Origin of the sequence: Peribacillus sp. TH16 (assembly GCF_016651095.1) — a bacterium.
Lineage (GTDB): Bacteria > Bacillota > Bacilli > Bacillales > DSM-1321 > Peribacillus > Peribacillus butanolivorans.
In genome coordinates this window covers 2321728-2336907 of sequence record NZ_JAEKEM010000009.1, presented here as the reverse complement: position 1 = coordinate 2336907, position 15180 = coordinate 2321728, and the positions used below count along the sequence as shown (strand labels likewise).

The 15180-nt window shown below is 37.0% G+C and carries 14 protein-coding genes and 1 pseudogene; 7 read left to right on the top strand and 8 right to left on the bottom strand.

Features of this window, described 5'->3' with window-relative positions; genetic code table 11:
* Positions 1-464: 464 nt before the first annotated feature.
* From JFV29_RS25340 to JFV29_RS25330, 3 genes are all read left to right on the top strand, one after another.
* Positions 465-2060 carry a spore germination protein gene (locus tag JFV29_RS25340; RefSeq protein ID WP_201187133.1) on the top strand — a complete coding sequence of 532 codons (1596 nt, stop codon included), beginning with the start codon at positions 465-467 and terminating at the stop codon, positions 2058-2060.
* Between the two features lie 213 nt (positions 2061-2273).
* The gene (locus JFV29_RS25335; RefSeq protein ID WP_201187131.1) at positions 2274-2507 is read left to right on the top strand and encodes a hypothetical protein; all 234 of its coding nucleotides are present in this window, start codon (positions 2274-2276) and stop codon (positions 2505-2507) included.
* A 54-nt stretch (positions 2508-2561) separates the two neighbouring features.
* Positions 2562-2756, top strand: a complete 195-nt coding sequence (locus JFV29_RS25330) for a hypothetical protein (RefSeq protein ID WP_242486944.1) — start codon at positions 2562-2564, stop codon at positions 2754-2756.
* A gap of 278 nt (positions 2757-3034) precedes the next feature.
* Here the strand turns inward: JFV29_RS25330 and JFV29_RS25325 are convergent, their stop codons facing one another.
* Together JFV29_RS25325 and JFV29_RS25320 are read right to left on the bottom strand one after the other, a co-directional pair.
* Positions 3035-4246 carry a Ger(x)C family spore germination protein gene (locus JFV29_RS25325; RefSeq protein WP_201187129.1) on the bottom strand — a complete coding sequence of 404 codons (1212 nt, stop codon included), beginning with the start codon at positions 4244-4246 and terminating at the stop codon, positions 3035-3037.
* A 291-nt stretch (positions 4247-4537) separates the two neighbouring features.
* Positions 4538-5644: a GerAB/ArcD/ProY family transporter gene (locus tag JFV29_RS25320; RefSeq protein ID WP_342366587.1), complete on the bottom strand. Its 1107-nt coding sequence runs from the start codon at positions 5642-5644 to the stop codon at positions 4538-4540.
* Positions 5645-5957: 313 nt separating this feature from the next.
* Here JFV29_RS25320 and JFV29_RS25315 point away from each other — a divergent pair, with 313 nt between their 5' ends.
* Positions 5958-6821: a DUF4349 domain-containing protein gene (locus tag JFV29_RS25315; protein ID WP_201187125.1), complete on the top strand. Its 864-nt coding sequence runs from the start codon at positions 5958-5960 to the stop codon at positions 6819-6821.
* Between the two features lie 55 nt (positions 6822-6876).
* On the opposite strand, the gene JFV29_RS25310 is transcribed toward JFV29_RS25315, so the two are convergent.
* The 4 genes and pseudogenes from JFV29_RS25310 to JFV29_RS25295 all read right to left on the bottom strand — a co-directional run bounded on the left by JFV29_RS25310 (position 6877) and on the right by JFV29_RS25295 (position 10456).
* A complete protein-coding gene (locus JFV29_RS25310; RefSeq protein ID WP_053348780.1) occupies positions 6877-8241 on the bottom strand; it encodes an amino acid permease in 1365 nt (454 codons plus the stop codon).
* A 322-nt stretch (positions 8242-8563) separates the two neighbouring features.
* Positions 8564-8827, bottom strand: a pseudogene (locus tag JFV29_RS25305) (endonuclease); the annotation flags it as partial.
* A 13-nt stretch (positions 8828-8840) separates the two neighbouring features.
* Positions 8841-10016: an MFS transporter gene (locus JFV29_RS25300; protein ID WP_201187121.1), complete on the bottom strand. Its 1176-nt coding sequence runs from the start codon at positions 10014-10016 to the stop codon at positions 8841-8843.
* A gap of 128 nt (positions 10017-10144) precedes the next feature.
* Positions 10145-10456, bottom strand: a complete 312-nt coding sequence (locus JFV29_RS25295; protein WP_201187119.1) for an ArsR/SmtB family transcription factor — start codon at positions 10454-10456, stop codon at positions 10145-10147.
* A 519-nt stretch (positions 10457-10975) separates the two neighbouring features.
* Here JFV29_RS25295 and JFV29_RS30775 point away from each other — a divergent pair.
* A complete protein-coding gene (locus JFV29_RS30775; RefSeq protein WP_242486943.1) occupies positions 10976-11089 on the top strand; it encodes a helix-turn-helix domain-containing protein in 114 nt (37 codons plus the stop codon).
* Positions 11090-11133: 44 nt separating this feature from the next.
* On the top strand, positions 11134-11334 hold the full coding sequence (locus JFV29_RS30770) for a hypothetical protein (RefSeq protein ID WP_242486942.1): 201 nt from the start codon (positions 11134-11136) through the stop codon (positions 11332-11334).
* Between the two features lie 133 nt (positions 11335-11467).
* Here the strand turns inward: JFV29_RS30770 and JFV29_RS25285 are convergent, their stop codons facing one another.
* The gene (locus tag JFV29_RS25285) at positions 11468-11800 is read right to left on the bottom strand and encodes a phage holin family protein (protein WP_053348783.1); all 333 of its coding nucleotides are present in this window, start codon (positions 11798-11800) and stop codon (positions 11468-11470) included.
* A 156-nt stretch (positions 11801-11956) separates the two neighbouring features.
* Positions 11957-12844, bottom strand: coding sequence for a TetR/AcrR family transcriptional regulator (locus JFV29_RS25280; RefSeq protein WP_053348784.1), 888 nt, complete (start codon positions 12842-12844; stop codon positions 11957-11959).
* Positions 12845-13676: 832 nt separating this feature from the next.
* Here JFV29_RS25280 and katA point away from each other — a divergent pair.
* The gene (gene katA, locus JFV29_RS25275; RefSeq protein WP_201187117.1) at positions 13677-15143 is read left to right on the top strand and encodes a catalase KatA; all 1467 of its coding nucleotides are present in this window, start codon (positions 13677-13679) and stop codon (positions 15141-15143) included.
* Positions 15144-15180: the final 37 nt, after the last annotated feature.

Genomic DNA, 15180 nt, shown 5'->3' with positions numbered 1-15180 from the left:
TAAAAGTATTAAAAATTGGAAAATAGGCATGATAATAGCTAAGACATCGAACACTTCATTAGGTAACACTATAAACTTGGAGTGTTAAAAGAAAGTGACCAATTCATGCAACCGGATAATAAAAAAAAGGGAGAAAACCCTGTATTTGAAAACAGTCCAGATTATTTAGATAAATGGGTTAGCTAATAAAGACCTCATTTGCAGTTTTATTTTAGAAAGACCTATGAGTGGCATTAATAACATTGAAATCGGGGATTCTCAGTCACTAGGCCAATTATATATATACAACCTTCACAAGCAATTGACCATAATGAATTAGCAAATACATAGTAGAGAATAAAATATGAAATGACAAGTGCTTTAAAAACCAAGTTAACTTATCAAATCTTTTCTCAAGAATTTTGGAAGAAATCTAATAACTCTACCTTCTGAAAAAGAAAAAGACTGAGAGGGGGATAAAATGTATGAGTTTATTTAAAAAACAAAGAAAAAACAGCATTAACCTCTCCTCATTCAAACAAGACGATCAAAATAAGGAAACGAACAAAGACTTGTTAAAAACAAGCCTCCAAGGAAACATTCAACATGTAAAGCAGCAGCTTGGAAATAGCGGAGATATCGTGATTAGAGAAATACAAATTGGCAAAGAGGGAATCTTTAAAGCCTGTATTTTTTATACGGATGGGTTGGTGGACACTAGTTCCATTCAGAACTTTATCATGGAATCACTTATGTTAGATATCGATCCCGATCAGGAGCAAATGATATCGTATCAACAAAATGTTTTACAAGTATTGAAAGGCCGCATCCTTGCGGTTGGAGACATACAGGATGTTACGGAATTCAGTTCTTTATTTACTTCCCTGTTATCAGGGGATGTTATTCTTTTATTGGATGGATATGCACAAGGTTTTACAATCGGTATGCGTGGTGGAAAAGACCGTGGTGTAATGGAATCCACCACGGAAACCGTCGTTCGGGGACCAAAGGAAGGTTTTACGGAGAACTTGCGTACAAATACGGCGCTAATTCGCAGAAAAATAAAAACCCCCCGACTTTGGTTAGAAACGAAAAAAATTGGAAATTTGACCAAAACCGATGTAGCGATCATGTATATCGATGGAATTGTGAATGACAAAGTCGTCGAAGAAGTGCATAATCGTCTGGATCGAATCGATATCGATGGAATCCTAGAAAGTGGTTATATTGAGGAATTGATTCAAGATGAAACGCACACCCCTTTTCCGACTATGTATTATTCTGAACGCCCTGATGTGATTGCCGCCGAGCTGTTGGAAGGGAAAGTCGCCATACTAGTGGACGGAACGCCGATTGTTCTAGTCGTCCCGGCACTGTTCGTCTCCTTTATACAATCCGCGGAAGATTATTATCAGCGTGCAGACATTGCCACCCTTATTCGTTTGCTTCGTTTTTTTACTATTTTTATTGCTCTACTAGGACCATCCCTATATATCGCTATCACCACGTTTCATCAGGAAATGTTACCAACTAGACTTCTGATCAGTCTAGCTGCTCAACGTGAAGGGGTTCCCTTTCCTGCATTCTTTGAAGCTCTTATGATGGAAGTTGCGTTTGAAATATTACGGGAAGCTAGTTTACGAATGCCAAAAGCTATAGGACAAGCTATATCTATTGTAGGGACACTGGTGATTGGAACAGCGGCAGTAGAGGCTGGAATCGTATCGGCCGCCATGGTAATCGTTGTTGCAATCACGGCTATTTCAAGTTTTGTTCTTCCATCGTTTACCATTTCTATGTCGATTAGAATGCTCCGTTTCCCGATGATGGCGCTTGCCGCTACTTTTGGCTTATTCGGGATAATCGTTGGGGTCATTGCACTTGTTCTTCACTTGTGCAGCTTGCGTTCCTATGGGGTTCCCTATATGAGTCCTTTTGCTCCTTTTATCGGTAAAGACATGAAGGATACGCTTATTCGGGTACCGAGATGGGGGATGTTTGCTCGCCCCCGTTTAATCAGCCAGAAAAACAATAAACGCGAGCAGACCTCGGCACCGAAACCGCCGCGGGATAAAGTGTGAGATTGACAACAAAGTTATCAAAATGGTATCAAAATACACAAAAAACGCTTCTATTTAGTTGGATAAAGCCATTTATCATGGCGATTCTAAGATACCAAAAAGGTATAAGAAGGATTGGAATAAACAACTTTGACTTGTCTGGGTAGATACAAAGATTTGACGGTACAGTATCCCATTCTGTTATAAAGCAAATAGAGAAAGGAGTAGTAGAAATTGTTGGCTGTTGCAGGAATCCTTGTCATTGTCGCTGTGATTATCGCTATTGAGGCTCCTAGTCTGTTGAGGAAAAAATTAAAAAAGGAATTATGGATATTTTCCATTCTTCTACTATTCGGAACTGCGTTAAGCATTGCCCAAGCACTGAATATCAAGATTCCCAATCCACTAGACTGGATTACAGCTATTTATAAACCGCTTTCCGACATGATTGAGAAAGTATTAAAGTGAAAATGGAATATGAAGGGATGCTTAAAACGGGCATTTTTTACATATGGTTGATAGTTGAAAAATAAGGAAGTGTGTTCACTTCATATCGAGTATTTAGACGAACGTGATCAAAAAGGGAAAGTTTTTGAAAGCAGACTTATCGCGGATAGTTTAGGCGGTTTAGTTATCTATATTGCAGTAAAATTTGAAGAAGCGCACTCATTGGCGGAAAATGATTCTCATGTCGCTCATAGCGAAGACATGAATTAAAAGAGAGGCAATTTAATAACGAATGGCTAAAAGAAGTTAATTAGTTGTGTGCCAGCAGTGAGGCCTTCATTCACATCAGGAGCTGGCGACAGTTTCTTTTCTTTTTGAAATAAATCTACTAATATGATGACTGGAAAATCTGATTAGATTTAAAAGAGTACTCGTTATTGTGCGGGTATCCCTTATTAGGGGTACAGCAATGAGGGCCATGTTTTAATAAAAGGATATCATGAAACACAGCCTAACCCCATTTCTTGATTCTTGATAAAACAAACTAATTACTTTATCTTTTCTAAAAAGGAATTACCAACTGTACCTACGTTTCGGATTTCTCCTTGTACCTCTATATTTACAGGCAAGTTCTCAAAATTTTTATCCCAATCTTTTTTGAGTTTTTTCCAGGCTTCAGGATCAGCTCGATGAATCGCCTCACCAAATCCAAAAATGTCTACTTTCTCATTTTTCTGTACCTGTTTTATGGAATTCATGAAAAATTTCTTCGCTTCTTTTTCATAAATTTTCTCTAATTTTTCAATCGTTTCTGGTTTTGTCAAATCGATATGGCATTCTACTTCGCCTAAATTGCCTTCCACACGAATATTTAGATCTATCTCAGGTTTTCCATTCTTTATCTTACCCTTTATTTTCGTGTTTGACTTTTTCACTTCATACGCAGCTTTTCCGCCTTTAGGACACGATATATTCACAACTGTACTTTTCTCCTTATTTTTAATGACAGTATACGTTTTGCTTTGTTTCTCATTTAACCAGCCAACTAATTTATCATCATTAAATACCGCTAGTCCTTTAAACCTCAAACGAGCAGGGGGATCAATCATTTCTCCATTCTGTTTGCTTAAAGAAGTTTCTTCATCACCTTTTATATCTGCTTGGATTCCTGTTAACACCGGTTGTTTTCCTTCACTTACAATATCCGCAATCAGTTCGTCTAAACTCTCGAAACTTGTCGCTGACCATGCAGTTGCTGAGACTTTCAGGGTATCAAATATTTGATTTGCAGGTATTTTTTCTAAAGTCGTAGGTACCTTCAGGATCTCTTCTGCTTTCATTCCCTTAGCTACGACGATATAAAAATCGGATCGGAGTTCCCAGTCCCTTGAGAGAAGATCTAACGGTTTCCCAATTCCTTTTTTTGCTAATGACTCACCAATCACGAGGACTCGAAGATGTGAGGGATATATTTTTCTTGGGGATTCCTTGGTCATTTTTCGGATAGCCTCAAAAACAGTTTCCCCTTTCGCCTGATAGATGATTGTCGGTGATCCGTCGGAACCTCCACCGCCTTGTCCTGTAGCTAATTCTCCTGGGTTTACCACTTGGGCGGTTACAAGATATTGACCATCCTTTGTACGATCTAGCCCTATGGCCAGCGTAATAGCCAGTTCATTTAATTCACGACGGTTCCAGCAACCAGTAGTGAATAACAGGAATACGATTAGTATGATAAACATGGTGTAGCTCCGTTTCATAGACGAGACTCCTTTCGCACTATTTATTTATAGGGGTTCAGCCGAGATACGTTTAAAAATGGGTCATAGCGATACAGTTTACCAATCGTTGGTATATTTGATCAGGGTGTTCCATAAACGACCATTGGGGGGACATATTGTTCGAAATTGATGGCTAAAATGAATGCTTTTAGTCCCTAAACCCTTCCTATTCAAAATCCTATAAAAAGACATTTACATAAATTTTCTTAGAGTAGATTTTATGTAAATTATCTATACTCTGAAAATCTGGAGTATTCAAAGAAACGTTTTTTATTTTTGATGTATTTTTTTTCGAAATACATTGATTGCTAATAAGAGAATAGGAAGTACAAGTCCGTACGTCGAAGCGTATAGGGGCCAAATTTCTTTATCAAATGTGGTTGAATGGACCACATTGGGATGTATAAGTATGGAAAGCGAAACTACGATCATCCCAAAAGGTACCGTAAGTGGCCGATAATCCTTCATATTCAATGTTTGTGCAAGACCTATAACTGTAGCGTAAAAGTAAAAAGCCATTTTAAAATAAATCGTGATAATCCACATGATAGCCATTATTGCTTCAATCCTTTGAAGAAAATCGCCAACGTTTAGTTTTCTGGCCAAAAGATAACTTGGATACGTTTGTCTGGCACTACTATCTGCGCCTAAAACAAGAATAGTTAAAGTGATAATGATGATTAAACAGGTTCCGCCGATTAGTATTCCGATAAAAAAATTTTTTTCCGCTGCTTTTGGTTGATTCACTGAAACAGGAAAAATCATTAATAAAACAATCAATGGCAAAGAAAAGATACTTGAAAAAAGAAAAACAGCATGAATCATCGGTTTTATTCCTGTTTCAAATACGGGTTGTATATTTTCAAACTTAAATTGAACAGGAGGTAAAAATATTGAGCCCACTAGAACTAGGAATAAAAAAACAAAGATAGGAAATAACAATTCTGCAGAACGAGCCAACGGTTCAAGACCAAGGCGAACTCCCATTATTAGGATGCATGCGAAAAGAATATTGATCGCTTCAATTGGTGTATCAGGCATAATCTGTGTAGTTAAGAAACTCCCAACATAAAACAATAGTTGTACCGTGGAGTAAAGTGTAAATAAAATAAACGTAAGTGAGACCGCCTTACCTAACCATTTGCCAAAAAGTGTCTCATTGATTTCAACAAGCGTCTTAGTGGGGAACATCCTGCCTACAGCGATATATAAAGCCACCAGCAATAAACCTATGCCTGTACCGATTACAGCTGCAATCCAAGCATCTTGTTTTACCTCTTGAGCCATAACTCCAGGAATCACCAAGATGGTCGTACCTATAGAAAATAAAATAACTAAAATTGCAAATTGTCGAGCACTAATTTTGAAATTTTCCACTATATCCCGACTTCCCATCGCTGATTATATTCCTATTGTTACCTTTGTATTGTTAGAATAAACTCTTGCTTTATAGAAAGCTTTGATATACCAACGCTTTCAAATTTCTTTAGAATTTCTTGTGGCTAATACCCCCACAAATGAGCCTCTGAAAATCGGAACTAATACACTTTTAGCTAATTTTCTATAGTCAATATACTATCCACCATCTTTATACATAATTTAGATGTTTTTATACCAGTACCTTTTATCATTGAAGTGTAACTTTCTTCCAAATTATTCGTCGGTAATGTTAAGAAAAGGAGGAATACCGATGAATCGAAAAAAAGTGATACTTATTTTCAGCTTGTTTCTTTTATTGGGGGCATGCAGTAGTAATGATAAAGAAGAATCCTTATCGAAGTCACAGGAAGGAAAAGTGGAAAGTAAAATGGACGCCTCCTTATCTGGAGAACAGGCTTCTGATAAGCAGGCGGAAAAAGAAGCGGCAACAAATGAAAGAATGGTCATCCATCAAGCACAGCTTCAGTTGAAAGTGAAAAATCTTGAAAAAACACAAATGAAGATTGAAAGAAAGGCGAACGAATACGGGGGCTATGTTGTAGAGTCGAATGTATACAGGGAAGATGAAGAGATGGTAGAAGGTTCGATTACAGTACGGATTCCGGAAGCTCGTTTTCAGGATTTTCTCGTTGATACCGAGGGGCAGGCTTCAGAAGTGGTCGAAAGAAATGTGACAGGCCAGGATGTAACAGAGCAGTATGTAGATTTAAAGGCAAGACTGAAATCAAAGCGGGCTGTGGAAGAGAGGTTACTTGCATTCATGAAAGATGCTAAGAAAACGGAAGATTTGCTGAAAATATCATCCGATCTTGACACTGTCCAAGAGGAGATAGAGCAGCTAGTTGGCCAAATAAAGTATCTTGAAAACCAAACCTCGTTTTCAACGGTAACAATATCTTTATCGCAAGACCATATTATTGTGCCAGGTATTGATAATAAAAAATTGAATACATGGGAGAGAACGAAGAAGCAATTCGCAACGAGTGCGAATTTTTTACTTAAAGCAGTTTCAGGACTGATTGTTTTTATTATAGGAAACTTGCCGGTCCTCATTATTTTAGGCGTAGTGGGTGCTGTAATTTATTGGACGCTAAAAAGAAGGAGAAAAGGATAAATATAAATCATAAAAAAAGGGTGTCCAAGTTGATAGGACACCCTGTATCTATTTATTATTTTCTCTTATGCAAACCGGATACATAATACAAGACTACAAGCAATATGATCCAAATCGGACCGACGATCAAGGCGATTCTGGTATCTGCTGAAAAGCCGAGTATGACCATTACAAATACTAGAAAAGCAAGAGCGAAATAAGAAGTGAGTGGGAATAACGGCATCTTATACGTTAAGCCTTGTTTTTCTCCCGGACTCATTTTCTTTCTTGAGATAATCTGTGTGACAAGAATGGTTCCCCATGTCCAGAGGGCACCGAATGTAGCAACACTTGTTACGTAACCGAAGACCTTATCCGCTTCCATATAGTTAAGGTAAACACCGAATAGAAGCACGACAGCCGAAACAATAATGGCAACACCTGGAACGCCTGTCTTTGTTGTACGTTGGAAGCTTTTTGGTGATTCCCCTTGCTGTGCTAGGTTAAACAACATTCTGCCTGTACTAAAGATTCCGCTGTTACAAGATGAAAGGGCGGCTGTCAGTACGACAAACTGAATGATTCCTGCTGCACCTGGTATACCGATTTTATCAAACATCATAACGAATGGGCTGTCTTTTCCATTCATTTGATCCCATGGAGTAATCGATAAAATAACAGTTAGAGCTAAAACGTAAAAAAGTAAAATTCGATAAAAGACTGTATCGATTGCTCTTTTTAAAGATTTTTCAGGATTTTTGACTTCACCTGCGGTTACTCCGAGCATTTCAATTCCCAAATAAGCGAACATGACCATTTGGAAAGAGAGGATGACACCGGAAATTCCATTAGGGAAAAAACCGCCATTTTCTACAAGGTTGCCGAATCCTACTGCGATTCCACCGTTTCCGAGTCCAAAGAGAATCATTCCAAACCCAAGAACAATCATTAGAATTATCGTAACAATTTTAATTAAGGCAAACCAAAACTCCAATTCACCATAAGCCTTTACAGCAAGAAAGTTAATCGTCGTCATAATGGCAAGAGCCGCTAATGCCCAAGCCCATTGTGGGGTCCCTGGAAACCAAAACTGCATATAAATTCCGACTGCTGTAATTTCAGCCATACAGGTGGCAATCCAAACGAACCAGTAATTCCAACCGGTTATATATCCGGCAAGAGGGCCGACATATTCGCTTGCATAGCGACTAAAAGAGCCTGCGACTGGATTTTTTATCGCCATTTCCCCTAGTGCCCGCATGATAAGATAGATCATAAGCCCGCCAATTGCATACGAAATAATAATAGCTGGGCCGGCTAATTTAATCGCAGATGCCGAGCCGAGAAATAAACCGACTCCAATGGCTGCGCCAAGAGACATTAATGCGATGTGTCTTTCTTCCAATCCTCTGTGCAGTTGAGAATCTTTGGAGTTTTGCATAATTTTCCCCTTTTCTTTGTTGGAGTGTAATTTTCTCTTTCTAGTCTTTCTAGCATTTTATCACTAGTAGAGGCTAATCAATATTATTTATTGATTTTTCACATAATATTACAACTAAATAATATATTTTAATAGAAAATTTGTAAAGCAAAAAAATGAAAACGCTTACTATAAAAGGTATTAGCTATATAAAAAAAGTTTAAATTTTTATAATGTTTAAATAGATTGCTATTTGAAGAAAGTATAATTATGTGATTTTTCTAAAAATTTAGACTTTACAAGAGGAAAGAGCTGCCCTGAAAAACAGGACAGCTCTTTCCTCTTACTGCCAGATGGATGAGGCCCACTCCTGATGATCAATGAATGGGTTGCGATTATGCTGATATTTATTATAAATGGTTGCATTTCGATTACGTTCAAAGGTATCTACTGGGGCCAGTTCGTTCCATTCCGGCAGGACCTCCAACTTTCTATGATAAGGATTGGTGCGGTTGTTCACTTGATTATTTAGATCTAAATTAATTTCACCACTATCACCGTAATGAACGGCCATATAAAACAGTATTCGGGCAATTTCGCTGTTCATTCAATTCACGAACCTACGCTACGTTAACTCCTTCTACGTTTGAACTGAAAATATTAATTTTTATCATAATCAATAAGAAAGCTAGCAATGCAAACACAATTCCGCTCCAGATGAGTTGATGTATTCCCAAGTGAGAAATAAACCAACCACCAATAGATGCCCCCAAAGTAATTCCAAGATTGGAAAATGAGACAAACAAGCTGTTGCCGAATTCAGGTGCTTCTTTCGCTTCAGTTGTCAACCATGTTTGACTGACAATTAGACCACCAGAATGCACTATTCCCCAAATGAAAACCATTAGAATCATCGGAATTAAATAAGAGCCCAAATAATAAGCGAATAAATAGATTACTATATATAGAAGGGGAAACATTATTAAGGTCTTAGTTATGCTTTTTTGCAAGAATCCACCAAACAAAAAGTTCCCAAAAATCATGATTAGACCAAACGCCATCAACATTACACTAATCAAAGAACCATTCATATGTGTTAATTGTCCGAAATATTCGGCAAAGTAGCTGTACACAGAAAACATCGCTGCAAAGATAAACATAACGGCTGCGATGTTTAACCATAATCCCGGTTTACGTAATATTCCAAGCTGCTTTCCATAAGACATTTTTTCCTCATTAGGCATGGAAGGAAGCCACATTAATATTCCTACAAAAGCAATCGCATTTACAACAGCCCCAAATAGGAAAGCAGTTTCTAACGAAAACTGTTCCGCGAAATAAGAAGTTAAAGGTACGCCAAATGCAAATCCGAAAGTAATTCCGGCAAAAACCTTTGTAACTGCTTGGTTACTTTTTTCCGGAGGAACAAGTTTGGCAGCAGTCACAAGAGCTATTGAAAAAAAGAGAGGATGAAAAATAGCAGGTAGAATACGGAAAACTAGCATGATATCAAATTTCGTTGTACATGCATAAATAATATTTGAAATCGTGAACATAAACACTGAGGTTAATAGAATTATTTTACGATTAATTCCAGAAGTGAGTAATGTCAAGAATGGACCTGAAATGGCAACGATTAAAGCAAATATACTTACAAGTAATCCGGCTTGTGAAGTTGTTATATTAAATTTTTGAGTTATCTGGGGTAGAACTCCCACAATCCCCATTTCAGTTGTAATAATGCCGAATACGCCTAGAGCCAACATAATAATAAGCAAAGGGTTAACTTTTTTCATTAATACAAATCTCCATTCCTATTGTATATTTCTTAATTTATATAAAGATATAAATCTTTTATAAAATTAAATATCTGTATATCTAGATATGTAAAAACAAAAAAAGAATGACCTCCTTTACGTTTATTTTATAGTTCTTTTTGAATGTACTCGGAAAATTCATGTATTGTTTTTTCATTCCGACGATAATAGGTCCACTTTCCGATTCGCTCAGATTCCAACAGCCCAGCTTTTTGCATTGTTAACAAATAACTAGAGATGACAGATTGTGCAAGCCCTGATTTAACCTGAATATCTCCCACACATACACCAACTTTAAAATTTAAACCTTGTTGAAAATAAGGCTTTTCATTAAAGCACTTCTCTGGATTTTTTAGCCATTGCAAAATTTGACGACGTGTATCGTTTGATAAAGCTTTATAAATTAATGTAGGTTCCATATAAATCATTATATCTATTTTTATAGATTTGTAAATGTAAAATTTACCGTTTTCACCGATAAGTAATTTGAAGATGCGGAAAAAGTAACACGAAAAAAGTGAATCTACATAGTGAATTAAGCTCTTATCGAAGGTCGTACTGTAGTAGTCCTTTCGATATTTCTGTAGGGTCATCGATGATTTCGTGCAGGGTGTTCTTTAGCGAAGACCCTGATTTTCATAGTCATGGTAGGAGCCAACCCCGGTTCTGTCACCCACTGAATCCATGGCAGATACATCCTTTAAGCCGGGATGGGTGAAATATCCACTCAGTAACAAGGAAGAAGAGCCTTTTACCCATAAGTATAACCGTACATACCGATTTCGATGGAAATGGGAGTGAATCTATTTATCATTTCCCGCCAGAAGACTCCCTCTTCAAGCGTGTGAAGGGCGAGATGAATGGCGGTTGGCATAAGCCAAAGTTTTTTGACAAACATACGTTCGATAGTTAATAATAACTATAAGGGGGTGAAACCAATGGTCGTAAACAAAGCTTATAAATTTCGAATCTATCCAACTAAAGAACAACTAGTTCTAATCAATACAACGATTGGCTGCTCCCGTTTTGTCTCTAACTTCTCTTCTTTTTAGGCAAACAAAAGGAGAAAGATGCCTACTGGTATATTTGTGAAGAAATGAAGCAGAACGGCCAATTACTCTCTAATGAATGGAAAGGTTCTTTTCTGGATAAATACGCAACAATCAAAGAACTCCGGGCTTTAAAGAAAGAGTATTCTTTCCTGAAAGAAGTAGACAGTATTGCCTTACAGAAATCGGTGGAAAATTTAGCAGATTCCTATAGTCGATATTATAAAAAGCAAAATAAGTCACCATAACCGGTGTCAAAAATGAGCGAATAAAGCTATTACATAATAGGGGAATTTAGGGGAATAGCCCGGGAAATATCGAAGGGTGTTATGGAAATAGTCATGGAAACGAAAAACCGTCAGCATTCTACTGACGGTTTTTCTACTCTTTTTTTATAATAAGACTTTGGATGAAACTTAATAACAATGAACCGATTAGGGCTCCCCAAAAAGATTCTATTTCAAAGCCACTGACAACATAGGATGTAATTTGGAACGTGAAGGCATTGATAATGAACGAAAACAAGCCGAAGGTTAGGATAGTGATCGGCAAAGCGATAAGTTGAAGAATTGGTTTAACTAGCATGTTCATGATTGATAATATAAAAACCGCCAGTAGAGCTGTACCATAAGATTTTATCGTGATGGAGTCGAGAAGCCAGTCAATAACGAGTAAAATCAACCCGTTGATAAGAAATCGCATTATTATATTCATGAAAAACTCCTCCTGAAGACACTTTTCTACACTAATCATTATACTAAAATTTTATGAATTTCAGTTATATGTTTGCTGAATTGTCACAAAAAAATAACGATTCGATACGTTTTCTTGCAGATAATAAAAAGCCCCATAATTGGGGCTTTAACCAGTTTAGTTACTAGCGATAATCTTTTCGAAATCACTCAATTCTTTTGAGTTTTTAAGCTTTAAATTTGTGTTTAAAGATAGCAGAGCACTTTCGATGAGAAAGTGGCGCGGCTCACCTTTTTGCAGAAATTCTTCTTGGATAAAGTGAACTAATTTTAAGTGTTTTACCCGTTCTGCTTCATCTTGGAAAAGTTTTAAGATGACTTTTTTAAGTTCGGCTGTAGAGTGAAGGAGAGCAGTGTGAAAATCCTGTTTCGTATCGAAACATTCTGGCAACCATTGCTTTATATAATCAGGATCGAGAAGCTGTACTCCTGATTGGCTCACATCATCGAAAAGAGTTTTAAGCCTATCAACACAATAACGAATTATTTCAGTAGGGTTGAAATCAGGCTCTTTAGCTAACGCATTAAAATGAATGGTTTGGTGCATCATCCCTGAATAAAGTATGGCACAATCTAATATATAAGGTTTTTTCTCTTCGCCGAATATTTCTAGAAACCGTTTTGATAGCCAATGTATATGTTTGAATTTTGCATGTGTTATAAAGTTTTTAAGTTCGGTATCATTTGAAATCATTATTTCTTCAAATAAGGAAAATAGTTTATTACTTCTATTGGAGTGTATTTGTAATTCAGATTGTTTGATGAATATTTCAATATCCGCAACATTTTGACCGATTAATAGTTCATTACTTTCATGTTCGAATTTTTCTTGGGTCGAGATAAAGACAGCTTTAAGCAGTTCACTTTTAGAAGAAAAGTAGTTATAAAATGTCCCTTTTGAAATACCGCTATAGTCCAAAATATCCTGAATAGATGTTGCTTGATAACCCTTTTCAATAAATAACTGGTGTGCATACTTAACTACAAGTTGTTTCCGTTCATTCATATAAATCACCCTTACTCTTATTGGACGGTCATTTTAACGTAATAGTATCTTATTTTCTATACGAACACAAACCAGTATTTTCACAATTGTTTTATTGCTTAATTCCAGGGAAGGGAGTGGTGTCAGGGAAAATGAAAGATAAGTTTAATAGAAGAAAAAGTAATAGAGTTCAACATCAATAAAACGGCGGCTGTATAGGGTGGATAGCGACCTTTATAACAGGTGGATTCATAGCTTTCCTAAACTAAGCTTTAGCGAATGTGGCGCTACCATCGATTAGGTGTGGCGTTTTTTTAGGTCCTTCATAAAGTGTGTTTGATCAGATACCGGAATCACACAAAAGCAATAAAAGTATTAGTTCATAAAAAAAGAGCTGCCATTCCTTATATAAGGATGGCAGCTCTTTTGCTTGTGATTTTAAAAAAGAAAATAGAAGTGAACATTGTCACATGCGAATCTTATGCTTTGTTATAAAATGAGAGAGTGAGCTAGATTTATCCAATTTTTAAGAAAAACATGGAAAATATTTAGACTTTTCTTCATTCTCGATTAATAACTTATTAGATATAGAAATGATAAAATCATGCAGTATGAAGGAAAAGTGACATTGAAGTGAAATACCAGTAAAAGGGATGAAAAAATCGAAGAAACTTGTAGTAAAGCGATTTGTAAAATTTGATATTTCCTTTTACTGGATTTAAAATAAAAGTATAAACAATTATAACCTTAATGAATTAATTATTATATTAAAATTATTATAAATAAGTATTGATTTTTTTCTGATAAGGCTTATCATTATATACATAAATAATAATGAAAAGGTGGTTCAATTATGACTAATAAGAAAAACCTTACAACTAGCTGGGGTGCACCAGTTGGAGATAACCAAAATTCAATCACTGCGGGACAACGTGGCCCTGTACTCATTCAAGATGTACACTTATTAGAAAAATTAGCGCACTTTAACCGTGAGCGTGTGCCTGAACGTGTAGTTCATGCAAAAGGTGCCGGTGCATTCGGTACTTTCGAAGTAACGAACGACCTTTCTAAGTATACGAAAGCTAAGCTTTTCAATGGTGTTGGCAAGAAGACAGATTTATTTATCCGTTTTTCTACAGTAGCTGGCGAATTAGGCTCAGCTGATACAGTTCGTGATCCACGCGGATTTGCTGTTAAATTCTACACGGAAGAAGGAAACTACGATATCGTTGGTAACAATACGCCTGTATTCTTTATCCGCGATGCGATCAAATTCCCCGATTTCATCCATACACAAAAGAGAGATCCAAGAACACATTTGAAAAACCCGACTGCGGTCTGGGATTTTTGGTCACATTCTCCAGAATCTTTACACCAAGTAACGATTCTAATGTCTGACCGAGGCATTCCGGCTACACTTCGTCATACACATGGTTTTGGAAGCCATACATTTAAATGGGTGAATGATGAAGGACAAGGCGTTTGGGTGAAATATCACTTTAAGACAGAACAAGGCATCAAAAATCTTGATGTGAATCTTGCTGCAAAACTTGCGGGTGAAAACCCTGATTACCATACGGAAGATCTTTTCAATGCAATTGAAAAAGGCGACTTCCCTGCATGGAAATTATACGTACAAATCATGCCTTTGGAAGATGCAGATACCTACCGTTTCGATCCATTTGATGTAACAAAAGTATGGTCTCAAAAAGATTACCCGTTAATCGAACTTGGCCGGATGGAATTGAATAGGAATCCTGAAAACTATTTTGCAGAAGTAGAGCAAGCTACGTTCTCACCAGGAACATTCGTACCAGGAATTGAAGCTTCTCCAGACAAAATGCTTCAAGGACGTCTATTTGCATATGGTGATGCACACCGTTACCGTGTTGGTTCTAACCACAACCAACTTCCGGTTAACCGTCCGAAAGTGGAAGCAAACAACTATCAACGTGATGGCTTCATGCGTGCGGATGACAATGGCAAGGGTTCAGTTTATTATGAACCTAATAGTTTTGATGGCCCTGCTGAAACAGCTGAAAATAAAACCACTCCATTTGAAGTGACTGGGCAAGTTGCACAAGTAGGACATAACAGTGATGACCACTACACTCAAGCAGGTGACTTATACCGCCTATTGAGTGAAGAAGAAAAAACTAGACTTGTAGAGACTATTGTGGGAGCAATGAAACCAGTCGAATTAGAAGAAATCAAACTTCGCCAAATTGGCCATTTCTACAAAGCTGATCCAGAATACGGAACACGCATTGCTGAAGGTCTAGGCTTAGCAGTACCAGAAGAAGCAAGAAGCATAAAATAATGAATTCTTAATCTTAATTAAAAGCAAACAGGCATCC